This window comes from Paraburkholderia sp. BL25I1N1, from assembly GCF_003002025.1.
GTDB lineage: Bacteria > Pseudomonadota > Gammaproteobacteria > Burkholderiales > Burkholderiaceae > Paraburkholderia.
The window spans coordinates 173540-199800 of sequence record NZ_PVZB01000017.1; the positions used below are offsets into that span (position 1 = coordinate 173540).

Below are 26261 nucleotides of genomic sequence, written 5' to 3' on the forward strand. Positions count from 1 at the left end.
AAGCCGGTCGGATCGGTACTTTCGGGGAAGAAGCGAGGCCGCACGAGAAGTGCGGAGAACTGCAGAGGTATGACGTAATGTGATGCGGCCGGTCTCGAGCGGAGCGCTCGCGACCGGCCTCGCCGTCTATCAGGCGTCGTCCATCAAACGAACTTTGACTTTTTTGCCCTTTACCTTGCCGGCGCTGAGCTTGCGCAACGCTTCACGCGCGACGCTACGCTCCACCGCGACGTAGGTGGACATTTCCGTCACGTTGATCTTGCCGATCTGCGAGCCGGCGAAACCCGCCTCGCCGGTCAGCGCGCCGAGCACGTCGCCGGGACGGATCTTTTCCTTGCGACCGCCGAGAATCTGCAGCGTCTCCATGGGCGGCAACAGCCGCTCATTGCTCGCTGCGGTCAGTTCGGACAGCTTGTGCCATTCGACCTCGCGCTTTTGCGCCTGTTCGAGACTGCCGACGCGGCCCATCTCGTTCATGCTCGCGAGACTCAGCGCCCAGCCTTCCTGATCGGCGCGGCCCGTACGGCCGATGCGGTGAACGTGCACTTCCGGATCCGGCGTCACGTCCACGTTGATCACGGCTTCGAGCTGAGCGATGTCGAGACCGCGCGCGGCGACGTCGGTGGCTACCAGCACCGAGCAGCTGCGATTGGCAAACTGGATCAGCACCTGATCGCGTTCGCGCTGATCGAGTTCGCCGTGCAGCGCGAGCGCATGAAAACCCTGCGCGCGCAGCACGTCGAGCAGATCGCGGCACTGCTGCTTGGTGTTGCAGAACGCGAGCGTGCTCACCGGACGATAGTGATTCAGCAGCAGACCGACGGCGTGCAGCCGCCCGTCTTCAGTCACTTCATAGAAGCGCTGACGAATCTTGGTGTTGTCGTGCCGCTCGGCGAGCTTCACTTCCTTCGGATTGCGCAGGAACTGCTGGCTCAGCTTGACGATGCCTTCGGGATACGTCGCCGAAAACAGCAGCGTTTGGCGTTCTTTCGGGCATTGCTTCACGACGGTGGCGATGTCGTCGAAGAAACCCATGTCGAGCATGCGGTCCGCTTCGTCGAGCACCAGCGTGTTGAGCGATTGCAGCGGCAGGCTGCCGCGCTCGAGGTGATCCATGATGCGGCCCGGCGTGCCGACCACGATGTGCGCGCCGTGTTCGAGGCTGGCCGTTTGCGGACGCATCGGCGTGCCGCCGCACAGCGTCAGCACCTTGATGTTTTCTTCGGCGCGCGCGAGGCGGCGGATTTCCTGCGTGACCTGATCGGCGAGTTCGCGCGTGGGGCATAGCACCATCGCCTGCACGGCGAAGTTGCGCGCGTCGAGGCGCGCCAGCAGCGCCAGCGAAAACGCCGCGGTCTTGCCGCTGCCGGTTTTCGCCTGGGCGATCAGATCGTGGCCGGCGAGCGCGATCGGCAGACTTGCGGCCTGAATCGGCGTCATCTCGACGTAGCCGAGCTGCGTCAGGTTGGCGAGCGTCGCGGGCGGCAGCGGTAGCTGGCTAAACGGCGCGCCGGCGGTGGTGGGACTGTTCATAGGGTGATGACTCGCAAAGCGGATAGGCGGCTAGGGACAACGATTATTCCGCCATCGGGCCGGTGTCGGGACGGCCTTCGATCTGCTCGTACAGCACCGAGCCATCGTCCCCGTCGAAACGCTCGACGTAATTGCGCGCGCCGCACATCGGGCAACGGAACAGGAGGCCCTGCCCTTCGTTCTTGATGACGACGTCCGATTGCTCCCACTGCGCCTGGCAGGACTGGTTTCTACAGGTAAACACGTTGATTCTCCAACTGGATTCGATTGCTTGTCCGGCGAGCCGTACGGACGGCCCGGCCGTGAATGGGACGGTTGCTGCCACGGTGGCGACGGCTGATGCACGTCAACCCGGCACATCAACCGAGATGCGTATGCCGCGCGCGCGGCGCGCTCACATCCATCTCGGCGAGGCCCTGCACGATGCCGCAGTCTTCCACGGCCTGTTCGCCGTGGCACTGCTCGCGCAAGGTGGTCAATTGCACTTTCAGCTGCTTCAGTTCGTCGATGCGCATATCGACGTGCGCAATGTGCTCGTCGATCAAGGCATTGATGCCGCCACAGCCGTCCGCCGGTGCGTCGGTCAGACGCAGCAGCGCACGGATTTCGTCATGGGTCATGTCGAGCGCGCGGCAATTACGGATGAAACGCAGCCGCTCGACGTGCTTCGCCGTGTAGCTGCGGTAATTGGCCTCGGTGCGCTCCGCTTCGGGCAACAAGCCCTCTTTTTCGTAGAAACGGATGGTTTCGGTCGTGCAATGGGCGATTTTCGCCAATTCGCCGATTTTCATGGACCCTCCGGCTGGCAGCCTTGACCTTGTAGTGGCTTCAGGGTGTTTACTAGACCACAAATCGAACCAGGAAGCCACCATGCCTCAAACCGACCACGCCGACGTCGACCGCCTTGAACAGGCGAAAGCGCATGCGGACGGGCACGAAGGGGACGTGCATGCCCCCAACTGCGGCCATCGCCACGACGCGCACGATCACGACCATGCTCACGACGGCCCGAGCCACGCGCCCGTCCACAGTCATGCCGATGCGGCGTGTTGCAGCACAGGAGCAGCAACAACGGCAGCCGCACCGGCCGCACTGCCGCCATCCGAGGCCATCGGCAGCAACATGCGCACCGCCATCCGCATCATGCAGATGGATTGCCCGACCGAAGAAGCGCTGATCCGCAAGAAATTCAGCCGCATGCCGCACGTGCGCAGCATGGAATTCAACCTGATGCAGCGCGTCCTGACGGTCGTCCACGCGCCGGAAGCGCTCCATTCGATCCTCACCGCGCTGCGTTCGCTCGATTTCACGCCCGAACTCGCTGACGCCAGTCCGGACGCCGCAGGCACGCCTGCGCCGCACGCGTCGCCCAAGCCGTGGTGGCCGCTGGCGCTCGCCGGCGTGGCCGCGGCAGGTTCAGAGGCCGCTGGCTGGCTCGGCGCACCGGCCTGGCTGCCTGCGGGTCTGGCGATCCTCGCCATCGTCTCCTGCGGCCTCACGACGTATAAGAAGGGCTGGCTCGCGATCCGCAACGGCAACCTGAACATCAACGCGCTGATGAGCATCGCGGTGACCGGCGCACTGGTTCTGCGTCAGTGGCCGGAAGCCGCGATGGTGATGGTGCTGTTCACCATCGCCGAACTGATCGAGGTGAAATCGCTCGACCGCGCCCGCAATGCGATCCAGGGTTTGATGCAACTCACGCCTGAACAGGCGAGCGTCCGGCAACTCGACGGCACCTGGCGACTAGTGGATCTCAAGGCCATTGCGATCGGCGCCGTGGTTCGCGTGAAGCCGGGCGAGCGGATCGCACTCGACGGCGAAATCGTCGCGGGCCGCTCGAGCGTGGACCAGGCGCCGATCACCGGCGAAAGCCTGCCGGTCGATAAGGCCGTGAGCGACGCGGTGTTCGCCGGCACGATCAACCAGACCGGCTCGTTCGACTATCGTGTCACCGCTGCCGCCAGCAACACGACACTCGCACGCATCATCCACGCAGTCGAGGAAGCGCAAGGCACCAAGGCGCCGACGCAGCGTTTCGTCGACCAGTTCGCCCGCGTGTATACGCCGATCGTGTTCGCCGTCGCGCTTGCCGTGGCCATCGTGCCGCCGCTGCTGTTCGACGGTTCGTGGCAGGCGTGGGTCTACAAGGCGCTGGTGCTGCTGGTGATCGCGTGCCCATGCGCGCTCGTGATCTCCACGCCGGTGACGATCGTCAGCGGTCTTGCCGCGGCGGCCCGCAAAGGCATTCTGATCAAGGGCGGCGCCTATCTCGAGCAAGGCCGCAAGCTGACGCGGCTCGCGCTCGACAAAACCGGCACGCTCACGCACGGCAAACCCGTACAGACCGAGTTCGAAATACTCGCTGAGATCGACGCTCTCCGTTGCCGCACACTCGCAGCGAGTCTCGCGGGGCGCTCCGATCATCCTGTCTCGACGGCTATCGCGACGGCAGCCAAAGCCGACGGTCTGGCGCCCATCACCGTCGACGCCTTCGAGGCAATCACGGGACGCGGCGTGCGTGGCGAGATAGACGGCGTGCCGTACTGGCTCGGCAATCATCGGCTGATCGAAGAACTGGGACGCTGCTCCGCGTCGCTCGAAGCGCGGCTGGATGCGCTCGAAACTCAGGGCAAGACGGTCGTGATGCTGGTGGACGCCGAACGCGTGCTGGCGCTGTTCGCGGTCGCCGACACAGTGAAGGAAACGAGCCGCGCGGCAATCGCCGATTTGCAGCGGCTCGGCGTGAGCACCGCCATGCTCACCGGCGACAACCCGCACACCGCCGCCGCGATCGCGCAGCAGGTGGGTATCGACGAAGCGCGTGGCGACCAGTTGCCGGAAGACAAGCTTAACGCAGTCGCACGGTGGTCGAACGATGGCGCGACGGTCGGCATGGTCGGTGACGGCATCAACGACGCGCCCGCGCTGGCACGTGCCGACATCGGCTTCGCGATGGGCGCGATGGGCACCGACACCGCGATCGAAACCGCGGACGTCGCGCTGATGGACGACGACCTGCGCAAGATCCCGTCGTTCATTCGTCTGTCGAGGGCGACGCATTCGGTGCTGGTGCAGAACATCGCGCTCGCGCTCGGCATCAAGAGCGTCTTCCTCGTGCTGGCCGTGACCGGTCTGGGCACGATGTGGATGGCCGTGTTCGCCGATGTCGGTGCGAGTCTGCTGGTGGTGGCGAACGGGTTGCGGCTGTTGCGCAAATAACGGTGCGGCAGTTTTTTGTGATTTGACGAAGGGAGTCGCGAAATGGGATTCTGGGAAAAAATGCTCGGCGGCCACCATAGTGGCGGTGGTCATGGAGGAGGTCACGGCGGCGGTCATGACGCCTGGGGCCGCGGCAATCGTCACGGATCATACGGCGATCAATCCGGCCACGGCATGCCGCCGTCTCCAACCAGCAGCGCGGGGGCGTCTTGTCCGCGGTGCCGGACCGCCAACGCGCAAGGTGCGCGCTTCTGCCAGCAGTGCGGAACCTCGCTCATGCCGGCGACGTGCGGCGCTTGCCGCGCTTCCATTGCGCCTGGAGCGAAGTTCTGTCAGCAGTGCGGGACCGCGACATAGGCTTGAAGCAGGGACGATGACCCGGGCCTGCGTGCCACAGTTCCGTTCAGACTAATGCGCCAACGCAACCCGGTTAACCGAGCCGATCGCGGCCTTCAACGTATCCGAAGGCCGCATGCCAAAGAGCTTCCGGTAATCGGTTGCGAACTGGCTCAAGTGCCAGAAGCCCCACGCCGCGGCCACGTCCTGCACCGAGCGTGATTCGCGCGACGCATTCGACAGATCGCGCCGCGCGCCATTCAGACGGATGGCGCGCAGATACGTGGCAGGCGCCATGCCGAACACGTCCTGAAAGCAGTATTGCAGCGTGCGCCGGCTCACATGGAGTTGCTCGCACAACTCCGGCACACTCACTGCCCGCTCGCGATTGACCAGCACATAGTCGCGCGCTTCCGACACGATCGACTGACGGCGTGGCCGCGCCGGCATCGCCACCGGCTCCGAGCCGGGCAACGCGCCGACGTCGAAGAGCAAAGCCAGCACCGAAGCCTGCAGATTGTTGCGCGCGACCGAAGAGAGCGGCGTGCCGCGCGCCGCGCCATCGTCGAGCAGTTGACGCAGCGTGGCGCACAACTGCTGCTTGCGAGCCATGCCGATCGGCACGACTTGCGTGTTCGGCACATGATCGGCCAGCCCGACGCGCTCCACTTCCGCCGCGTAACGGCGCAGCACTTCGCCTTTGACCACCACGCCAAAAATCTCGTAACCCGCCGAGGTCAGCAATTCGAATTCGATACCGCCCGGACGAAACGCGAGCGCGTCGCCGGCAATCACCTGAGCGTCGATGCGCCCCGAACCCGCGGGGCAAGTCGGGATACCGAACCAGTACGCGTCCTTTTGCACCTCGCAGGTTTGCCGCAGCGTGTGACTGGTCGTTTCGACGAACACCTGCATGTGATCGAGGCACAGCTCCGTCAGGCCGCCGACAAAACATCCCGCCGTCAACTGATCGTAGGTCTGGCTCCAGCCGTGGAGATTGCGCGCCTGTTCGTCGGCATCGTGCGCGACGCAGGTCTGCACGCGGAAGCTCGGCTGCGGCGTGAGCGTCGGGCTGAACAGGGTGTCGCTGAGCGTATCAATCGTCATACCGGACCTGCCCAAATGGAATATCGAGGAGGATCGAAGGGAAAGAACAGGCAATTCCCATGCCGAACGAATCCGGTGCCTGCTCACGCGTTTGTATCGGCAGACCTCAAAGCCCATGTTCAACGGATGAACAGCGCTGCACACCTTGCTCAGAAACGAAACGCTCACCTTGCGCCGGTTGATCAGCGTGACGCCTCTTACCGTGCGCGAGTGCCTGCTACACGTGCAAGGATCACCTGCGCGGTGCATTGGCACACTTCTGGCTCTAGCCGTTCGCGGCCAATCGATATATCGAGCCGAATATAGCCCATTCAAACATGTGAGGAGCACACAGATGAATCACGCAGAGATGCAATTTCTGACCACCGAATTCCCGTACAAGAAGCAGTATGCGAATTTTATCGGCGGCGAATGGGTGAAGCCCGTAGGCGGCGAGTACTTCGACAACGTGTCGCCGATCACCGGTGAAGCTTTCACGTCGATCCCACGTTCGCGCGAAGCCGACGTCGAACTCGCGCTCGATGCGGCGCATCGTGCGAAAGCCGCGTGGGGAAAAACCTCCGCCGGCGACCGCTCGAACATTCTGATGCGCATTGCCGACCGGATGGAAGCGAACCTGCAGCGTCTCGCCGTGGCCGAGACGATCGACAACGGCAAGCCGCTGCGCGAAACCATGGCCGCCGACATTCCGCTCGCCATCGATCACTTCCGCTATTTCGCCGGCGCCGTGCGCGCGCAGGAAGGCTCGATCTCCGAGATCGATCACGACACCGTCGCGTATCACTTTCATGAACCGCTCGGCGTGGTCGGCCAGATCATTCCGTGGAATTTCCCGATCCTGATGGCCGTATGGAAGCTTGCACCCGCACTCGCCGCCGGCAACTGCGTCGTGCTCAAGCCGGCCGAGCAGACGCCCGCTTCGATTCTCGTGCTCGTCGAACTGATTCACGACCTGTTGCCCGCAGGCGTGCTGAACGTGGTGAACGGTTTTGGTCTCGAGGCCGGCAAGCCGCTCGCCTCCAGCAAGCGCATCGCCAAGATCGCGTTTACCGGCGAGACCACGACCGGTCGCCTGATCATGCAGTACGCGAGCCAGAACATCATTCCCGTGACGCTCGAACTCGGCGGCAAGAGCCCGAATATTTTCTTCGACGACGTGATGAGCGCCGACGACAGCTATTTCGACAAGGCGCTCGAAGGCTTCACAATGTTTGCGCTGAATCAGGGCGAAGTGTGCACGTGTCCGTCGCGCGTGTTGATCGATGAAAAGATCTACGATCGCTTCATGGAGCGTGCGCTCAAGCGCGTCGCGGCGATCACGCAAGGGCATCCGCTCGACACCAAGACGATGATCGGCGCGCAGGCCTCGCAGGAACAGTTGGAAAAGATTCTCTCGTATGTCGATCTCGGCAAACAGGAAGGCGCCCAATGCCTGATCGGTGGCGAACGCAATGCGCTCGGCGGTGAATTGAGCAAAGGCTATTACGTGAAGCCGACCGTGTTCCGCGGCCACAACAAGATGCGCATCTTCCAGGAAGAAATTTTCGGACCAGTGGTGTCCGTCACGACGTTCAAGACCGAAGAAGAAGCGCTCGAAATCGCCAACGACACGCTCTACGGTCTCGGCGCCGGCGTGTGGACACGTGACGGCACGCGCGCCTATCGTTTCGGCCGGCAGATTCAGGCAGGCCGCGTGTGGACCAACTGCTATCACGCCTATCCGGCGCATGCGGCATTCGGCGGCTATAAGCAGTCCGGCATCGGACGTGAGAATCACAAGATGATGCTCGACCACTATCAGCAAACCAAAAACCTGCTGGTCAGCTATAGCGACAAGCCGCTCGGTTTCTTCTAAGCGTCGCGTTCCTGTTCGAGCGGGCCGCATCGCGCGGCTCGCTCTTTTTTCTGCGAGGACATGTGATGGCTGCCGAGAAAGAAGTTGCCCGCGTGATCGCAACGCCTGCGGCTGTCGACCTGATCGACAAGTTGCGCGCCGAGCATGGCGAGGTGCTGTTCCATCAATCGGGTGGATGCTGCGACGGCAGCGCGCCGATGATGTTTCCTCAAGGCGAGTTCATGGTCGGCTCGTCCGATGTCAAACTCGGCACGATTTCGGGCGTGCCGTTTTACATGAGCGAATCGCAATTCGAATACTGGCAGCACACGCAGTTGATCATCGACGCAGTGCCGGGGAACGGCGGAATGTTTTCACTGGAGCGGCCCAGTGGTCTACGGTTCTTGACGCGCTCCCGTCTTTTCGAGGACGGAGAGAATGCGTGGCTGGAAACGCATCCGGTGGAACGCGCCGATGCTTGATCGTTTTATGGTGTGCCTGATTTTGAATCGTCGCTGACGGCGGGCGCCGCTGGTGTATCGGCCAGCAGCGCATCGCTGTCGTCTTTCAGGCCGACGCCGGTCAAACCCAAACGCCTTGCATGCGTCAGCAGATAGTGCAGCTTGTGCGCGGCCAGCGGAAAGTCGAGGCCTTCAGGACGCACATTCGAAATACAGTTGCGCTGGGCGTCGCTACAGCCCACTTTGGGCGCGTACGTCAAATAGACGCCGAGGCTGTCGGGCGAACTCAAACCTGGCCGCTCACCGATCAGCATCACCACCAACTTTGCATTGAGCAACTCGCCGATCTCGTCACCCAACGCGACGCGCGCCTGACGCGCGATCACGACTGGGCCAATCTTCCAGTCCGCGAGTCGCGGAACGGCAGCTTGCAGCAAAGGGATCGATTGCTTCGCCGCTGCGAACGCCGAAAGACCATCGCCGATCACGAAGACCACTTCGGGGGAATCGTTCTGCACCGCTGCCAGAGCCACGCGACTCTCTTCCGATAAACGCCGCCCGAGATCGGGACGCCGCAAATAATGCTCACGATCCGGCGCGGCGCTATGCACATCGAGCGTCTTGAAGTTTTGCGCGCGCAATTGCCCATGCAGCACGTCGGTATCGAGCGGATGATGCACGGCGTCGCGCGCCTGCGCGTGCGACAGGTTGAACGCAAGCAGCGGCGCGGTCGGCAAGCTATTGCCCGCGCGGCCCAGCGCGATGCGCGCGTTGGTGAATTGCCGCAGCGCGTTCCAGGGATTCTTTTCGAGGAAGTCGCTCATGCGATGCCCATCCAGTCGCGCGCGCCTTCGAGCAACGGTTGCTGTGTCGATGCGCTCAGCAGCGCGCCGCGCGTGTCGGTGATCTGCATCGACTCCAGCCATTCTTCGAATTCCGGCGCGCGGCGCAAGCCGAGTACATCGCGCACATAAAGCGCGTCGTGGAAAGACGTGCTCTGATAGTTGAGCATGACGTCGTCCGCGCCTGGAATGCCCATGATGAAGTTGATGCCCGCTACGCCAAGCAGCGTGAGCAGATTGTCCATGTCGTCCTGGTCGGCTTCAGCGTGATTCGTGTAGCAGATGTCGCAACCCATCGGCACGCCAAGCAGTTTGCCGCAGAAGTGATCCTCAAGACCGGCGCGGGTGATCTGCTTACCGTCGTACAGATACTCCGGGCCGATGAAGCCGACCACAGTGTTCACCAGAAAAGGATTGAACTTGCGCGCGACCGCATAAGCGCGCACTTCGCACGTCTGCTGGTCCACGCCGAAATGCGCATCCGCCGACAAAGCGCTGCCCTGACCGGTTTCGAAGTACATCAGGTTATTGCCGACCGTCCCGCGCTTCAAGGAGAGTCCCGCTTCATACGCTTCCTGCAGCAGCGCGAGCGAAATGCCAAAGCCCGCGTTCGCTTTCTCCGTACCCGCAATCGATTGAAACACCAGATCGACTGGCGCGCCTTTTTCGATTGCGGCAATCGTGTTGGTGACGTGAGTCAGCACGCACGATTGCGTCGGCACCTGATAGCGTTGGCGGAAGTCGTCGATCATCAGCAGCAATTTGGTGATCGCGGCGAGATTGTCGCTCGCCGGGTTGATGCCGATCATCGCGTCGCCGCACCCGTACATGAGGCCGTCGAGCATCGAGGCGGCGATGCCTTTGACGTCGTCGGTCGGATGATTCGGTTGCAAACGCACCGACATGTGCCCCGGTAAACCGACTGTGTTTCGAAACCGCGTAATCACCGGACGTTTGCGCGCCGCCGCGATCAGATCCTGATTGCGCATCAGCTTGGACACCGCCGCGACCATCTCCGGTGTCAGACCCGCGGTGATACGCGTGAGCGCGTCGGCATCCGTGGTGCTGCTCAGCAGCCAGTTGCGAAAGTCGCCGACCGTGAGGTGAGATATCTCGGCGAACGCCTGCGGCGAATGATCGTCGATCACGAGACGCGTGACTTCGTCGCTTTCGTAGGGAATCAGCGCCTCGTTGAGGAAGGTGCGCAGCGGCACCTGCGCGAGCGCCATCTTGGCCGCGACGCGTTCTTCCTCGCTCGCGGCCGCCACGCCCGCGAGTTGGTCGCCGGAGCGTTGCGGGCTGGCCTTCGCCAGCAGGGTCTTCAGGTCGGCAAAGCGATAGGTGCGGCTGCCGATCGTCTCGGTGTAGCTCATCTTTACGACTCCATCGCCGCTGCTTGCGCAGCGGCTTGATCCGTCATTCCTCGAGCAAGGCGTCGGACGGCGCGGCTTCGCGTTGATGGCGCGTCATCAGGAAGTAGACGTAGCCCAGTGCGAGAAAGATTGCGAACACGATCGCCACCAGAAAATTGAAGTAGACCATTGTCGCCAGACAGATGACCGCCGCCACCAGTGCGAACGCCGGGAAGACCGGAAACAGCGGCGCGCGGAACGGGCGCTCCATATTCGGTTCGGTGCGGCGCAGCTTGAACAGCGACAACATGCTGATGATATACATCACGATAGCGCCAAATACCGACATCGTCACGATGTTCGCCGTCAGCGTCTGGCCGCCGAACTGGATCAGTTCGTCGCTGTAGATCGCGGCGATGCCGACCACGCCGCCCGCAATGATCGCGCGATGCGGCGTCTTGAAACGCGGATGCACTTTCGAGAGCCACTCCGGCAGATAGCCGGCGCGAGCCAGCGCGAAAATTTGCCGCGAATAGCCGAGGATAATGCCGTGAAACGAGGCGACCAGCCCGAACAGGCCGAGCCACACGAGCATATGCATCCAGCCGCTATGTTCGCCGACGATGTATTTCATCGCCTGCGGCAGCGGATCGTTGATGTTGGACAGCTTGGTCCAGTCGCCTGCCGCGCCGGCAAACACCATCACGCCGATGGCGAGCACCACGAGCGTCAGAATGCCGGCGACGTAGGCGATCGGAATCGAGCGCTTCGGGTTCTTGGCTTCCTCGGCGGCCATGGCCACGCCTTCGATCGCCAGGAAAAACCAGATGGCGAACGGAATCGCCGCGAACATGCCGTGAAACGAGCCCATGCTGAAGGTATCGGCACCCGACCAGCCGCCCTTGGTGAAATTCGACCACTGAAAGCCGGGCGACACGACGCCCATGAAAACCAGCAGTTCGAAGATCGCGAGCAGCGTCACGCACAATTCGAACGCCGCGGCGATCTGCACGCCCACGATATTCAGCGCCATGAAGATAAGGTAGGCGCCCATCGCCGCGTGTTTAGGCTCGAGACCAGGAAACTGCACGTGCAGATACGCGCCGATCGCAAGCGCGATGGCCGGCGGCGCAAACACAAACTCCACCAGCGTCGCCGCGCCGGCCAGATAACCGCCGGTTGGGCCGAACGCATGGCGGGCGTAGGCGAACGGACCGCCCGCATGCGGAATCGACGTGGTGAGCTCGGTGAAACTGAAAATGAACGTCGTATACATCGCGGCAATGAAAATCGCCGTGATGACAAAGCCGAGCGTGCCGGCGCTCGCCCAGCCATAGCTCCAACCGAAATATTCGCCGGAAATGACGAGGCCGACCGCGATGCCCCACAGTTGCCACGTGCCGAGCGTCTGCTTCAACTCGTGATGCGTGACTTTGCCGACGTGCTGATTCTTCGACTCTGATTTCATCGGACGCTCCCTGATAGTGCCGGCAGCCCGACGCCGCAAGGCTTTGCGGTGCACGGGCGGACAGGCTTGAGCCGATGGTAGTGAGCCATTATTCGAGGTGTTATCGAAATTCGGCAAAGTTCTGGGCAGTTTCGGTGTCAGCGGGCGCTTAATTGAGTATCACGTTCAACGGGCACTCGACTGAAGTTCGCAGGATTTGGTAAAGGGGCGCGTGGTACTTTCGTCCGCATCCGTTCGACAATTTTTGTGGCCATTTTGTATTCACCACGCATAGCCGGTTTCGGCCGGCACTATCAGGAGACGATCAAATGACGATGCGTGAAGTGGTGATTCGTCACGTGGAGCCGATGGAAGTTTTGTCGGTCGATCACGTTGGGCCGTATATGCAGATCGGCAAGGCGTTCGATGCGCTGTTCGGCTGGCTCGCGAAACACAATTTACTCGCGGCTGAGATGCGCATGATCGGTGTTTACTACGACGATCCCGGCGTTGTTGCAGAAAGCGAGTTGCGCTCGAAGGCCGGTGTGTTGTTGCCGCATCCGGTTCAGGCGTCCGTGACGGTGAGTCCGCCGGTTTCGGTGGCGCATGTGAAAGGTGGTGAGTACGCGGTGTTGCGACATCAAGGACCGTATAGCGATATGCGTGCCGCGTATGAGTGGCTGTACGGGACATGGCTCGTGCAGTCCGGGCGAGAGGCGGCGGACGCGCCGGTATTCGAGGAGTATGGGAATAGCCCGAAGGATACGGCGCCTGCGGATCTCATCACGGAGATCTGTTTACCGCTGGCTTGAGCGTATACCTGCCCGGCTATGCACGCTCGTGCAGCGTGCCGCGCGGATGCCTCTCTGGTTTTTATAGTCTTTGTATATGTATACGTAGTAATAGTTAACAAGCCTCTCATCCTGCTGTGGATAACCTGAAACTTCGTTGACGGATCAAGGCACTGCGGAATCGATAACCCTGCGGAGCGTGCTCGGACAGGAACACGGAGCCAGGGACAACTTTTGTGCGGCCTGGCGACGTGGCGTTCTTATCAAGGTTTCACCCACAATGTGTCAGGTGGCTTGTACAAGAGTTGTCCAGAGGGGGCTGTGGATAACCCGGCGGACTTGGCGTCGCCCAACGCATCTTGTTGACTCTGCACGAACATACGCTGTGTCAGTTCCGTTCGACGACGCGACCGTCAGATTTCCGCCGTTCATCTATGGCGAAAAATCGCTTCATACGGCCAACGCGTTGACAAGCTCCGGGTCGCTCGCTTATCGTCGCCACGCGGGACGGCTGGTCAAGCACGCCTGGATACAGGCCGCATCGGTTCCGGGCACTACGGGGCTACCCCGTGGATCGACACTCCTCCGCAGTTCGTCGCATGAGCCTCAGTTGCGCGTTGCGCAAGAGAGCTCACGCAGCACAAGACGCGTTGACTGGCCGCCCCGCCTTCTTTTGCTATGTCCTTATCTTCGCTGCAACACGTCACTTACGCGATTGCCGATGCCATGCTGGCCGGCCCGGCTGAGCCTGCGGGAATGGTCGAGCGGATGACGCTCGCATTAGGCGAGGCCGCCGGCTGGATGAACGGATTGGCGCGCCACGTGGCGAAGAGATTTGCTGCGCGGTGGGATAGCGTCGGGCGCAAGGAGTTGTCGACGGTCGTGGCCGGGATGCCCGGCTTCGTTTCAGCGTGGCGCAGCGAGCAGCCGCCGACCGTGGTTCGCGTGCTGACACGGCTGCCTTTTCAGCGACCGCCTCCGCCATGGTTGCGCGACGTAATGCTGCCGCAGCTGCCCACACTTGGCGATCTGGCTGCGTGGTTAAAAGTCGAGCCGGACGAATTGGACTGGTTTGCCGATCGCTGGCGCGTGCCGGCACACAGCGCGGCGACCCCGCTTCACCACTATTCGTACAAGGCGATCGAGAAGTGCGACGGTCGATGCAGGATCATTGAGATTCCCAAATCGCGACTGCGGGCTTTGCAACGCAAAGTGTTGTCAGGTTTGCTCGACCGTATTCCAGCTCACGAATCGGCGCATGGTTTTCGACGTGGCCGGAATATCGTGACTTTTGCCGCGCCGCATGTGGCGAAAGCGGTGGTGATGCGCTTTGATCTTACTGACTTCTTTGCGTCAGTCCATGCGGGACGCGTTTACTCCGCTTTTCACGTGTTGGGCTACCCGCTCGCCGTTGCGAGGACATTGACTGCATTGTGTACCAATCGTATCCCGAGCAGCCGCTTGCTCGCGCCGGATGTGCGCGACCGGATCGATTGGCAGGAGCGGCAGCGGTATCGGAACCGGCATTTGCCGCAGGGCGCGCCGACGTCACCGGCGTTGGCGAATCTGTGCGCTTTTCGGCTTGATGTTCGGCTTGCGGGTCTGGCGCGTTCGGTCGGTGCGAGTTACACGCGGTATGCCGATGACCTGGCGTTTTCCGGTGACGAAAATCTTGCTCGTATGGCGGAGCGCTTAACCGTTCGTGTCGCGGCGATTGCCCTCGAAGAAGGGTTTTCGGTCAATCTGAGGAAGACGCGCGTGATGCGGCGCGGTGCGCGGCAGCATCTGGCCGGGGTGGTGGTTAACAGCCATGCGAATGTGGCGCGGCCGGAGTTCGATGCGCTGAAAGCCTTGCTGACCAATTGCGCACGGCATGGGCCGCGCTCGCAGAATCGGGATGATCATGCGGATTTTCGGGCGCATCTTGCGGGGCGGGTTGCGCATGTCGCCATGGTGAATGCGGCGAGAGGTGCGAAGCTGAGGGCTTTGTTTGAGCGGGTCGAGTGGGATGAGGGGAGCGAGGTTGGGGCTGGTTCTAACGGTGAGGCAAGTCGCTGAGGATTCGGTTACGCCTAGGGTCACGGGGCGGCAGTCCGTGCCAAATACATGGTTCTTCATCGATCCTTGACTTGCGGCAAGCATCAATTGACCGTCGAATCCTGTGACAATCGCGAGAGCGAAATGCGCAAATGGCTGCAGGACGGTATCGACGCCGAGGACAAGAAAGTTTCGCGCCAGCGCGAGAAGATCGTGGTCGCCATGCGCGAATATTGCACAGCTTTCCGCTCGAGACGCAGGAAGTGGATGCTGCCATTGAAGCCGCGCAAGAATATCGCGCCATGCTGAACACGTTGAAAGCAGACGATTTTCCACGCTTCGAAGCCCCGCTTCAACGATTTGCTCAATGAGAACACCATTCGCGAAGTGGCCAACTTCCAGTCCCAGCTGGCGCGCGAACGCGAGACGATACGGGAGCGGATTGCGTTGATCAACGAGTCGCTCACGCAGATCGACTATAACGCCGGCCGTTATATCGTTCTGGAAGCGCAGTTGAGTCAGGACGCAGAGATCCGCGACTTTCAGAGCGATTTGCGTTCGTGTACCGAAGGCACGCTAATAGGCTCGGATGACGTCCAGTATTCCGAAGCCAAGTTTCTTCAAGTCAAACAGATTATCGAACGATTTCGTGGACGTGAGGGGCTGGCAGAGCAGGATCGTCGCTGGTCGGCGAAGGTCACTGACGTGCGCAACTGGTTCGTCTTCGCCGCCAGCGAACGTTGGCGCGAGGATAACAGCGAGCACGAGCACTATTCCGACTCGGGCGGCAAGTCTGGCGGGCAAAAAGAAAAGCTCGCCTATACGATCCTGGCCGCGAGCCTCGCTTACCAGTTCGGTCTCGAGTGGGGCGCCGTGCGCTCACGCTCTTTCCGATTCGTCGTCATCGACGAAGCATTCGGGCGCGGATCCGACGAGTCCGCGCAGTACGGTCTGCGGCTTTTCGCCCAGTTGAACCTGCAATTGCTAATCGTCGCCCCACTGCAAAAGATTTATATCATCGAACCATTTGTGGCCAGAGTCGGATTTGTCGACAATCAGGAGGGACGTGAATCGAGGTTGCGGAATCTTTCAATCGAAGAGTATCGCGAGGAAAAAGGCAGGAGCGAGTCGTGAGCTGGACGACACCGGCAGATCTGCGCATGCAGGTAAACAGGCTCTGGGAAAGGGGTGAACTGCTTGCTGGACTCGCTACGGGCGCTACTATGTTCCCGAAGCGTCTCGGGCTCAAAGGGCCCACATCGGCCGAAATCACGGAGCGCTTCCAAGACATTCGTCAGTGGAGTGGAAGCCTCAGGGCGGCAGCGCATTGCCGCGTCGAGATGCGTGAGTTCCGGCACCGGGTTTTCGGCGCTAATGCGTTACCGGTTGAAGTCTGGATCGACTCATTCGAGGATGCCGTCGCGTTGATTGGAAAACAACGCGATGCAGCCAGGTTCGCCTTGTTGCTGGATGTGACTCGCGCGCGCGAACCGCGCCTTGTTGCATGGTTAGCGAAAAGACCACTCAGGGCGCTTGAACTGGCGGACGTATGGGGACGGCTGCTTGATGTGTGCATGTGGCTGGAGCGGCATCCGCGTCCCGGTGTGTATGTCAGGCAGATCGACATCGCAAATGTGCACACTAAATTTATCGAGGCTTATCGCGGTGTGCTTTCGGAATTGCTCGATAGCGTGCTTCCCGAGCCAGCCGTGGATTTCGAAAGGTCGGGTCTGGGTCAGTTCGCGGCGCGTTATGGGTTTCGGGAAAAGCCATTGCGTATCCGATTTCGCGTGCTGGATGTGAAGAAGGCGCTGTTTCATCCCGCCAGCGTTGAGCAGGACATCACGCTCGATGCCGCCAGTTTTGCTCGCCTGGAGCTCGATGTCAGCCGCGTTTTTATCACCGAGAACGAAACTAATTTTCTGGCCTTTCCGCCAGTTGAAGACAGCGCGGTTGTTTTCGGCGCGGGATATGGTTTTGAAATGCTGACTGCCGCCAAATGGCTTTTGCATCGGCGGATTCACTACTGGGGCGATATCGACACGCATGGGTTCGCGATTCTCGATCAGCTACGCTATCAGTTCGACCACGTGGAATCGTTCTTGATGGACCGGGAGACGTTGCTAGCGTTTGAATCGCAGTGGGATCGAGAGGATAAGCAGACGCTGCGGGATCTGTCGCGGTTGAATCGCGATGAGGGAGCGTTGTATGACGATCTGCGCGATAACCGTTTGCGTGCGAATCTGCGGCTGGAGCAGGAGAAGATTGGGTTTGGATGGGTGGAGGCGGCGCTTGGGAAGTTGGGTGGGGGGTGAAGTTTGTTGCTGTTTGATGGCTGCTTTCACCGTGCAGATGCGGGGTGGACTGGTTCTCTCCTCGAGCGCCGACGACGCATTGCGCATGGTCAACCGGTAGGTCACCAGCGACCTGTCCGATTGGTCTGCGCGGGGGGCGGTGACGATTGAGCAGATCCGGTGCGAGCCACTACAGTCGCCGCTGACCCAGGAGCGTTAAATGACTCAGCGAGCAATGGGGAGAAATCGCGCGACGTACCTAGGACCATTTCGATCGCATCACGACAAATGACCTGACCGGTCAAAGTAATTCATCTGTTGCCGACCAGTCCTCTTTGCGAATACTCCCATCATTCCAGATGCAGTCAATCGCTGCAAGTTTGCCTTCTTGAATGCGGGCCGCCACCGCAAACGAGCGCCGCCAGATGATCAGCTCGTCGACGCTGAAGGACTCCCAGCCGTTTTGAGCATCCAGCGCCTTCCACCCTGCTCCCGCCAGATCCAACACGGTCGTGCAATCGGGCGCGAGCACCGGTCCTGTGCCGATGTCCAGTGCGTCGTTTGACAAATTAAAGGTACCCGACATCAATAACTCGCGGAGTTCAATACCAACGAGATAGTTTTAGGCATGACTGGCATGCATATATAAAGCAGGTATGCGACCTTGCAGAGTCGGACAATCAGCATCGCGACCGGGTTCGGACAATTCCTCGCATTCACGAATCTTTGTTAGCCCGCTTCGACACCAGAGGACTCGTCGCTGGGAGGTCGCCGCCTTGCCGCTTATTGGTGGTCGAAAATCTGTGTGCGGCAGAAATCTCTAGTTAAACCGGCCTCCTTGCTACTTCTTTTATGCCTCTAACGATTCCCTCGCGACTGTCGAAGGCGGCCGCAAATCAATTGCAATACATGCAATCTGAATATCCGGGCGATGGTTCGGGGTGCAGTGGTCGGAAATAACGACCGACCTATTTTTTATCTGGCAAAATTTTCTTGTCAATTGTCAATTTTCCCGCGCGTATCGGGATTTCATTGTTTGGATTGCTATTTCGTCTTATTATTTGCGCGTAAAAATTTGCTGGCGGGGGCGGGGTATGACAATAAACGACTTGGCTACCGTAATTGGTGCTGGAATCGACCAATCGCGAAGATTGTTAAAGCTGGACACAGCTTTAGGGGCGAGCGTTCTGGTGCCGGTCCGCGCTGTTGGTAATTGTCGCATCGGTCGCAATTATGAGTTCACCGTTGACGTAGCTTCACTAAAGGATTCCATCGAGCTTAAATCCCTCATCGCGAAGCCGGTGACCTTGTGGACCCAACAGACCGATGCATCCTATTTGCCCCGCCACGGCTACGTCCACACCGCGCGAATGCTTGGCTCGGACGGAAGCGTTCAGCTATATCAGATTAGCTTTTCCTCGTGGTTGCACTTCCTGAGATTCAGAAGTGATGCACGGATTTTTCAGGACAAAACTGCAGAGGATATTTTATCGGCGGTTTTCGACGAGCATCCACAATCACGCGGCGCATATCGCTTTGATCTCCGAAATCCGCTTCCACAGAGATCATTCTGTGTCCAGTACGAGGATGACTGGAATTTCGTGCATCGGCTCATGGAAGAGGAAGGCATCTTCGGCTACTTCGAGCAGGCGGAAGATGGCAAAGCGCATACGCTGGTCATTACAGACGACCTGTACTCTCTGAAAGCCCTGGCGCCGCAAGAAGTCCCTTTTTACCGCGCGGGCATTGGAAGCGAGACAGATGCTGTGGTGCATTGGGGTGGTGTACGCACTTTGCAAAGCGTGAACTACACCACGCGTACCTTTGACTACAAAGATCCGACCTTCAAGAAGGAAATGTGCACTCCGACTGTCGGCATGCAGGGCGATTTGCCCGACCAGGCAGAGGTCTATGAATACACAGGTGCCTATACCTACGGCACTAGCGAAAGGGGGAATGCCCTGTCCAAGACGCGGATGGAGGAGTGGGAATCTCGCGCCAAGCGTTTCTTTGCCACAGGTAGTGTTCGGCGCGCTGATGTAGGGCGCTGGTTTCAGTTGGAGGGGGCTACGGCGCTTGCTTCCGACAGTGCAGAAAACCGCCAGTTTGCAATTCTAGCCGCGACCTGGTACATCGAAAACAATCTTCCAGTGTCCACCGAGACGCAATTCCGTCATAGCCTCCAGCCGCAACTGGCGGAGGCGCGCGCATACCACGCGGGTGCGTCGGACGCCTTCAACGTGAAAGATGCACTTGGGGGCGATGGATTCTTCCTCGTTGAACTGGAGACGCAGCGCCGTACTGTCCCTTTTCGCAGTCCGTTCGAACATCGCAAGCCCCAGATGTACACCCAGACCGCAACCGTGGTCGGGCCGCAGCAGGACGAGGTGTTCACGGACAGCCTCAATCGGGTCAAGGTTCTGATGCACTGGGACCGCCAGAACGGTGGCGATGAGAAAGCGTCGTGCTGGCTGCGTGTCATGTCGCCGCACGCCGGCGGAACTCTTGGCGGTGTATTTGTCCCGCGCGTAGGACACGAGGTCGGAATCGTGTATCTGGACGGCGACTGTGATCGTCCGGTAGTGAGTGGCAGTCTCTTCAACGGACGGCAGACGCCGCAATGGCATTCCAACGGCCTACTGTCGGGATATAAGTCGAAGGAGTTTCAGGGGACTGGCTATAACCAGCTTGTGATGGACGATTCGACGGGTCAGAACCGTGCGCAACTGTTCAGCAGTGTCGGGCAGACACACTTGCATCTCGGATACCTCATTGACCAGCAAGGCAACACCCGCGGTTCCTTTCTTGGAAACGGTTTCGACCTCAAGACCGACGCCTATGGCGCAGTACGGGCGGGGCAAGGCATCTTCTTTTCGACGTTCGCACGCGGCGGTTCTGCGAGTCAGCCTCTGGATGTTCGGGAGGCGAATGAACATTTGACGGAATCGACAAACGTCGTCGAGATTCGCTCGGACGCCGCCAGGGCTGTGCAGGCCGACGATTTGACGGACGCTCATTCCGACCTGCAGGCATTCACCAATGCGACGAAGCAGGAAATCACCGGCAGTACGAGCGGCGGTAATACCGCAGGTGGCGGCACTGGCACGGCCAATGGATTTTCCGAGCCCGTCATGCTGCTAGGTAGCCCCGTTGGCATCGGCCTGACCTCGATGAAATCAATTCATGCAGCGGCCACCGACCACGTCAATCTTGTCAGCGGGGCAAATACCCACGTAGCTGCCACCAAGTCGCTCATAGCAAGCGTTGGGGAAAAAATAAGTCTTTTCGCCCAGACCGCGGGGATGAAGCTGTTCGCTGGCAAGGGGAAAGTCCAAGTCATGGCACTTTCCGACAACATCGAATTGACAGCGGACAAGACGGTGAAGGTTGTATCGACTTCTGATGCCGTCTCGGTCGTCGCGCAAAAGGAGATCACGCTGACAGCGGCCGGCGCTGTAATCAAGATGTCTGGTGGGAATATCTCCGTGCACGCGCCTGGAGCACTCGACTTCAAAGGCGCTTCTCACAGCTTTGCAGGACCTCAAGGTGAGTCAGCGGCCAATTCGGTGCCGACGTCGGCCTCCTGCACATCGCAGTTCGCGTCTGCCGCACAGAGCGGCGCAGCCTTAGTTGGCTAAGACTAAAAGGAATGCGTATGCCGATTTCAACCTATGTCATTGTCGAACCCAGCAACGGGGAGTTCGACATCCAGCCCGCGCCAAATCCCTATGAGATTGGCGAGCTTGTTCCGACCGCGCGCCCGGAACTCGAAGGCGTTGCCCCAATCCTCTATCGCCTTGAGCACTCGGACCGGCAACTGGCACGTGTCAAGGAGCTCGCCGAATATCACCGCCGCGAGGGACGTCCACCACTTGTCTGTTGCATCATCGAGACGCCTGCGGACACCGACACGATACGACATCACCTGGCCGATTCGTTGGTGCTCGATAAGCCGGAGTCGGGAACCACCGTTTTCCGCTATTACGACCCTCGAGTGTTTGCGCATCTGCGCTGGATACTGGACATGCAGCAGTTCCACGCCCTCACAGGTCCCACGACGCACTGGACCTACCTTTCGAGCGCCGGGAACTGGGTTGAGATGCCGCTAGAAGGCCTCCCGGGTTCCCGCGTCGAGGTCACCGAAGAACAGTTCGGGCAACTGGGGCGACTTGCCTTTGTCCGGCACGCTCTTGAACCGCTTACCGCTAAAAATATCTCAATACCCGAGGACCTGCCTCGCCGTCTGGACACACAGCTGGTAAAGGCAGAGCGGTATGGGCTTCCGGACGAGGACCGTGTGCCGTTCGCATTGCACGGCGTGTTCGTTTCGCCAAATTTCGACCAGCACCCGCAGGTGAAATCCGTTCTCGCAGGTATTGGGCAGACGCCTTACACAGAGGCGGTGGCTGATTGGACCGACGATGACTGGTCGCGCATTGCACGCGAGAGCGCGTTGTACCAGTACCAATAATCACTATCCAAACAATACAAGGGAACGCTCATGTTGCTGGACTCGGGCTACCAAAGTATCTCCGACCTCACGAAGGTCGCCGCAGCGGGTGGCGCGCCCGTCACGCAGTGCAAGATGTGCGAGAAAAAGGGACTACCGATCCTGCCGGTCAGGTATTCAGCCTTTGCCGCGACGCGCGCACACGGAATTGACGGTGTTCCCATCCTGATGGGCGGCAATTTTGGACAGCATGTGATGGACATCGCATCGCGCAAAACGAAGTACACCTTGCGCTCGCTTCGCTATGGCTTCGTCTACGTCTTCTACCCGAAGACATCTAAATGGCAGTGTTATGCCGTGACGAAGGAAGGCTACGTCTATGACTACCCGCTCGACGCCGTGTTAGATCGTTCGACGGAAATGCCCTTTTCCTGCACCCAGACCGGGCATCCGGAGCTTGCGCAATGCATAACCATTGAGAATGCCGAAAAGGCAGGGACGGTCTATCTGGCGTTCAGTACGGTTCAGTGGACAAAGACCGTCCGTGACCGGTATGCGAAGAACAGTGAGGGATGCCGTACCAAGCGTATGCAGGCGTTCGACGCGGCCGGCTGGTTCGCCAGCCCCGGGGCAAACGTCCCGCACGCCACGAAAGCGACCGATGTTCAGAAGTATGTGGCGGAATACAAAGGCGGAGCTGGGAAGGCCTTTGTAACATCGCCGTTCCCGTTTCGGGAACGAAGCTTGGAAACGGCTGCGCTAAACGCGGCGATGGACCACCTTGCTCCGCACAAGGGCGCGGTGTTCGCGCTATGGGATCCGATTGGTATCACGCAGGAACTCAATATCGAAAACAAATACGCTTACGGCGTTGTGATGGCAGATCACCAATGGGGCACATGGTCGGCCGAAATGGTGGAAAACGTGAAGGAAGTTGTCCAGGCTGGGGCCGTCAAGAGTGACGAGATATTCGAACAGATGGCCGAAGGCCAGATGATGGAAGCTCAATCGATGGGCGCCCTCTGGGATGGCGGCAAGCAGTTGGAGAAAAACCTGTCGGACATGCGCGCCAACCAGATTGCCGAACTTCCGAAAGTGCGCGAAGAAGCCTGGAAAGAGTACGCAACGGCTGTAAGCGAGACGGCTGCGACCGAATACCGAAACAAGATGAAAGCGGACCTTGCACAGGAGGGGAAAGAAACCTGGACGCCCTTGTCGATGGACCATGCCGCATGGCTCGGCTCACCAAACCTCGCGCACGTCTTTCATTACGACCATGACGAACAGGACCCTCTGGGTGGCGCATGGTACGCAATGGCGTTCCACGATTGTATTGCGGGTGCCTCGGCGCGAAAGGAAGGGCTAGATCTGTTGTACAAGTGGTTGCAAGGTAAGTCGGATGATCACAATAACCTCCTGCTTCGGGCAATGGCGTTGAACCAGGCAGTCAACGCCCAACATCTTCTGGCAGCCGGGGACTTTCCCTACACGGAGTTGCGCGAGACATGCGCAAAAGCAATTGAGACGTGGTTTAACTCGGCGAAAGCACTTGAGAGTAAAGCGCCTCGTTTTTTCGCCGATTTTTACAAGGCGGGTTCGAAACTCATATACGAGATTGGAGCGCCTGTTGCGAAGTTACTCTCGGACAGTATCGATACAGTTGCGGCCAAAGCTGCTGTGCTTATGATTTCCGCGCGCAGCGGCAAGGTGGTGATTGAACACTCCGTTCGAGGTACGCAGTCCCAATGGGTCACGTACTTTGCCCGTCAAATGTGGGAAATGATGCCGGCCGACAAGCGGCCGACAATGAAATCCCTTAAGGCCTCGATCCGAGCCCAGTTCACTACAAAAGGCGCGGAGGGGCCAGTTACAGAGGTGCCTCAATTCATCATTGTTGACCGTGATGGCTTGCAGAGCCTGAATCTGAGCGGGACGAGCAAGGAAAAGGCCGCCAGCATTACCAACCCGGCCAACAAGCTCATGCTAACGGACGAAGTTATCGAGAAAGAGTTTGCTCCCACCTTTCGCAAACTCACCGGAGGCGAGGTCGCAGGCGCGGGCATCGGCGCAGTATTCGCGGCGATCAATGTTTTCTTTGCCGCCAAGGAGTTCGAGAAATCGACCCACTTCAACAGCACGGAGACGATGCTCAAGTTCCGGACATCAATTGTCGCGTTGGGCGGTGGGGCCATGGCCTTAGCGGGGAACTCCCTGGAAGCCATGCACAAGCTGGAACTGTCTTTGCCCCGATACCTTTCAGCGGCGGCGGCTGAGCGACTGCTACTTGCAAGTCGGCTGCTGGCAGCGCCGGCTGCCCTGATCGGCGTCTGGTATGACGGGGTCAATGCGAAGGCAGCGTGGAAGGACGGCCATGTGGGCCTCTTCCTGGCATATTCGACCTCGGCGGCAGCAGGGCTCGCCCTGACGATTTGCGTAACTTTCGGAGTGCTGACCTCCCTTATCCTACCGCTCACTATTCTGTTAATAGTCATCGGTCTGATTATCATGTGGTTCAAGGAAAGAGAACTGAAGGAATTCCTCGGTCGAAGCTTTTTCGGAACGAATAAGAAGGACGACCGATATACTTCGTTTGCTGAAGAACAGAAAGCCTATAACGGACTTGGAGCATAACGATGGCTTGGGATGGTACGGTCTGGGTGAAGTTGAAACGTCCGCTTACCGAGGAAGAGAAGGCACGTCAGCTCAAGGTTGAAGTTGCTGCTAGTGAAACGCCGAACGATGACTTCACGGTGTTCTCCATGAATGACGTTTTCCTGGAAAGCACCAACGTCGCATTCATGCAGCGAGGTCTGCTGACGTACGGCTGCCTGGCAATTATTGCGGGAGGTGGTTTTTTCGCGTGGGTTATGGTTTGGTGCCTGAATAATCCTCCTGGCAACGGTAGCGTCCAAGGGACGACACTCGCTATTGCATATGGTTTCGCTACGTTATTTCTCGTATTTGCATTGGCTGTTGTCTTCATCGGTCTCTGGGGGCTGCGTCAGGAAAACTTCACCTGGACGCGATTTCCGATCAGGTTCAACCGGCAGACTCGAACGGTTTACGCCTTCAGAGGAGCCGGTTCGAAGGGCGTAATAACCGTACCGTGGGATAAAGCGTTCTTCTTCGTCGAGCCTCGCCCGCGAGACCCGATTTCACGCGCCTACGTGTTTGGCATTCGTTGCCACGTGCTGGATGAAAGAGGCATCGTCACGCAGTCGTTTTCGGTAGGCCACCGTGTGGTCACCATCTCCGATGAGACCACGGAGAGTGGCCGCTCAATCGTCGACGGGCTCAAACGTCAGTTTGAATATATCCGCAGATACATGGAGCAAGGTCCGGGCGTCTTGTCCTATCCAGAACTTGTTCCCACGCAGGTATCGCTCGCCAACTCGATGCGGATCTGGCGCCGTGCCGACCGGGCTATCCTGGCCGAGCGGAATCTTTTCACAACACTGCTCGTGGTCATTTTGAGCCCGTTTATTTATTTGACTGCCTTGTTGCACTACATCGGGCAACGAACGAGCCGACAGCCAGTGTGGCCTGCAGACGTGGAGCACGAATGCGAGCGGGCGCCGCTCGTTGAGACAGTCCGGGTGTAACTTCCAAGACGACACGTGTCTGCACGGGAACGAGGAGAGAATGTATGGCGCGACGAATCATATTGAAGGGTGACAAGACAGACCGCAATGGCGAGGTGCTTGAGGGTGTGGCTACCTCCACGCTTGAAGGGCGTTCCATTGCCTATCATGGAGCGCCGGTATTCTGTCACACGTGTAATACGCAGGGGGTGATTGTGGGCGATGGACCATCTTTACCCATGACTTTCACGGGTAAGCAACTCGCGCTCGAAAACGATATCTGCAAATGTAAGTGCGAGCCGCCACCGCGCCTCGTAGCTTCGCAGCGTCAGGGGTCTATATCGGTTTGAATGATCTTTGCAATCCTCTGCTGACGTTTTAGATGCTATGCCTCTGGGTGACTAGCCACTCTCAGCAGAATCAGTTCGTGAAACTCGCAAATGAAACCGACGAGGCAGCTTGGATGCGTTCAGCTGATGATGGCGGTGAACGATGTAACCGCCGAATACACCAAAGCGTTGCTCGTTGCCAAACCTGCTGCTTGTCTCACGGAAGGAAAGAAGGCGCCGTAGCTCGCCAGTGCCAGTCCGAACAGATGGCAAAGACGGAACGAGAGGTGAGCGACTTGCACACGCGGCACAGGCAAGCGGGACAGACATAGCGAGTCGACGATTCTTAGTAACTCGCTCTCGTGCAGTGCTTAAAGTCGTCTGTCTGCCATTCTTTGCCTCACGTCTCATGTTCACTGCATCGCTGGCAAAATTTCCCTGCGCTTGTGCCGCTACAGCTTCGCAGACAACCCGGCGTTCGGGAAGCCGTCACGCGCGAGTGCCACTTGTCACCGGCACGCCGTCCGCTTAACGCGCGCATCATAGAAAAGTAAGCGTTGCGCGAGCACCGTCTAGACCGACGGCGCCAAAGTGGACACAGTGGGCCCCACCAAACGAGTGGTGGAGACTACTTTGTCACCTGAG

General features: G+C 59.5%; 20 protein-coding genes and 1 pseudogene. 13 read left to right on the top strand and 8 right to left on the bottom strand.

Annotated features, from left to right (window positions below; all coding sequences use genetic code 11):
* Positions 1–129: 129 nt before the first annotated feature.
* The 3 genes from dbpA to cadR all read right to left on the bottom strand — a co-directional run bounded on the left by dbpA (position 130) and on the right by cadR (position 2324).
* On the bottom strand, positions 130–1533 hold the full coding sequence (gene dbpA, locus B0G73_RS25350) for an ATP-dependent RNA helicase DbpA (protein WP_106283970.1): 1404 nt from the start codon (positions 1531–1533) through the stop codon (positions 130–132).
* A gap of 43 nt (positions 1534–1576) precedes the next feature.
* On the bottom strand, positions 1577–1777 hold the full coding sequence (locus B0G73_RS25355) for a hypothetical protein (RefSeq protein WP_012431140.1): 201 nt from the start codon (positions 1775–1777) through the stop codon (positions 1577–1579).
* A 115-nt stretch (positions 1778–1892) separates the two neighbouring features.
* Complete coding sequence (gene cadR / locus B0G73_RS25360) at positions 1893–2324, bottom strand: Cd(II)/Pb(II)-responsive transcriptional regulator (RefSeq protein WP_106283971.1); 432 nt, start codon at positions 2322–2324, stop codon at positions 1893–1895.
* Between the two features lie 79 nt (positions 2325–2403).
* Between cadR and B0G73_RS25370 the strand changes: the two genes are divergently transcribed.
* The gene (locus B0G73_RS25370) at positions 2404–4755 is read left to right on the top strand and encodes a heavy metal translocating P-type ATPase (RefSeq protein ID WP_374957033.1); all 2352 of its coding nucleotides are present in this window, start codon (positions 2404–2406) and stop codon (positions 4753–4755) included.
* Positions 4756–4929: 174 nt separating this feature from the next.
* Entirely contained in the window at positions 4930–5112 is a 183-nt protein-coding gene (locus B0G73_RS41405; protein ID WP_258193429.1) for a zinc ribbon domain-containing protein, read from the top strand.
* A gap of 51 nt (positions 5113–5163) precedes the next feature.
* Here the strand turns inward: B0G73_RS41405 and B0G73_RS25380 are convergent, their stop codons facing one another.
* Complete coding sequence (locus B0G73_RS25380) at positions 5164–6198, bottom strand: helix-turn-helix domain-containing protein (protein WP_106283975.1); 1035 nt, start codon at positions 6196–6198, stop codon at positions 5164–5166.
* A gap of 334 nt (positions 6199–6532) precedes the next feature.
* Between B0G73_RS25380 and adh the strand changes: the two genes are divergently transcribed.
* Together adh and B0G73_RS25390 are read left to right on the top strand one after the other, a co-directional pair.
* Positions 6533–8053, top strand: coding sequence for an aldehyde dehydrogenase (gene adh / locus B0G73_RS25385; RefSeq protein ID WP_106283976.1), 1521 nt, complete (start codon positions 6533–6535; stop codon positions 8051–8053).
* Positions 8054–8118: 65 nt separating this feature from the next.
* A complete protein-coding gene (locus B0G73_RS25390) occupies positions 8119–8514 on the top strand; it encodes a DUF779 domain-containing protein (protein ID WP_106283977.1) in 396 nt (131 codons plus the stop codon).
* A gap of 5 nt (positions 8515–8519) precedes the next feature.
* Here B0G73_RS25390 and eutC read toward each other — a convergent pair whose 3' ends face one another.
* From eutC to eat, 3 genes are read right to left on the bottom strand one after another with little or no spacing between them, the layout of a single operon-like run.
* Positions 8520–9317, bottom strand: a complete 798-nt coding sequence (gene eutC / locus B0G73_RS25395) for an ethanolamine ammonia-lyase subunit EutC (RefSeq protein ID WP_106283978.1) — start codon at positions 9315–9317, stop codon at positions 8520–8522.
* Complete coding sequence (locus B0G73_RS25400; protein ID WP_106283979.1) at positions 9314–10708, bottom strand: ethanolamine ammonia-lyase subunit EutB; 1395 nt, start codon at positions 10706–10708, stop codon at positions 9314–9316. Before B0G73_RS25400 ends, eutC begins: the two co-directional genes overlap by 4 nt.
* Before the next feature lie 43 nt (positions 10709–10751).
* Positions 10752–12155: an ethanolamine permease gene (gene eat / locus B0G73_RS25405; protein WP_106283980.1), complete on the bottom strand. Its 1404-nt coding sequence runs from the start codon at positions 12153–12155 to the stop codon at positions 10752–10754.
* Positions 12156–12463: 308 nt separating this feature from the next.
* Between eat and B0G73_RS25410 the strand changes: the two genes are divergently transcribed.
* The 4 genes and pseudogenes from B0G73_RS25410 to B0G73_RS25425 all read left to right on the top strand — a co-directional run bounded on the left by B0G73_RS25410 (position 12464) and on the right by B0G73_RS25425 (position 17277).
* The gene (locus B0G73_RS25410) at positions 12464–12946 is read left to right on the top strand and encodes a GyrI-like domain-containing protein (RefSeq protein ID WP_106283981.1); all 483 of its coding nucleotides are present in this window, start codon (positions 12464–12466) and stop codon (positions 12944–12946) included.
* Between the two features lie 657 nt (positions 12947–13603).
* The gene (locus tag B0G73_RS25415) at positions 13604–14983 is read left to right on the top strand and encodes a reverse transcriptase family protein (RefSeq protein ID WP_106283982.1); all 1380 of its coding nucleotides are present in this window, start codon (positions 13604–13606) and stop codon (positions 14981–14983) included.
* Between the two features lie 75 nt (positions 14984–15058).
* A pseudogene (locus B0G73_RS25420) lies at positions 15059–16096 on the top strand (SbcC/MukB-like Walker B domain-containing protein); the annotation flags it as partial.
* Positions 16093–17277, top strand: coding sequence for a Wadjet anti-phage system protein JetD domain-containing protein (locus B0G73_RS25425; protein ID WP_106283983.1), 1185 nt, complete (start codon positions 16093–16095; stop codon positions 17275–17277). The pseudogene B0G73_RS25420 and the gene B0G73_RS25425, both read left to right, overlap by 4 nt.
* A gap of 280 nt (positions 17278–17557) precedes the next feature.
* On the opposite strand, the gene B0G73_RS25430 is transcribed toward B0G73_RS25425, so the two are convergent.
* Entirely contained in the window at positions 17558–17842 is a 285-nt protein-coding gene (locus B0G73_RS25430) for a hypothetical protein (RefSeq protein WP_106283984.1), read from the bottom strand.
* A 508-nt stretch (positions 17843–18350) separates the two neighbouring features.
* Here B0G73_RS25430 and B0G73_RS25435 point away from each other — a divergent pair.
* Genes B0G73_RS25435 through B0G73_RS25455 form a run of 5 tightly spaced genes read left to right on the top strand, consistent with a single transcriptional unit; the run spans position 18351 to position 25637 of the window.
* Entirely contained in the window at positions 18351–20894 is a 2544-nt protein-coding gene (locus B0G73_RS25435; protein WP_106283985.1) for a type VI secretion system Vgr family protein, read from the top strand.
* 17 nt (positions 20895–20911) lie between these two features.
* On the top strand, positions 20912–21727 hold the full coding sequence (locus B0G73_RS25440; protein WP_181196640.1) for a DUF4123 domain-containing protein: 816 nt from the start codon (positions 20912–20914) through the stop codon (positions 21725–21727).
* A 30-nt stretch (positions 21728–21757) separates the two neighbouring features.
* Complete coding sequence (locus B0G73_RS25445; RefSeq protein ID WP_106283987.1) at positions 21758–24337, top strand: T6SS effector BTH_I2691 family protein; 2580 nt, start codon at positions 21758–21760, stop codon at positions 24335–24337.
* A 2-nt stretch (positions 24338–24339) separates the two neighbouring features.
* Complete coding sequence (locus B0G73_RS25450; protein ID WP_106283988.1) at positions 24340–25308, top strand: DUF6708 domain-containing protein; 969 nt, start codon at positions 24340–24342, stop codon at positions 25306–25308.
* A 44-nt stretch (positions 25309–25352) separates the two neighbouring features.
* Positions 25353–25637, top strand: a complete 285-nt coding sequence (locus B0G73_RS25455) for a PAAR domain-containing protein (RefSeq protein WP_106283989.1) — start codon at positions 25353–25355, stop codon at positions 25635–25637.
* The last annotated feature ends 624 nt before the right edge of the window (positions 25638–26261 follow it).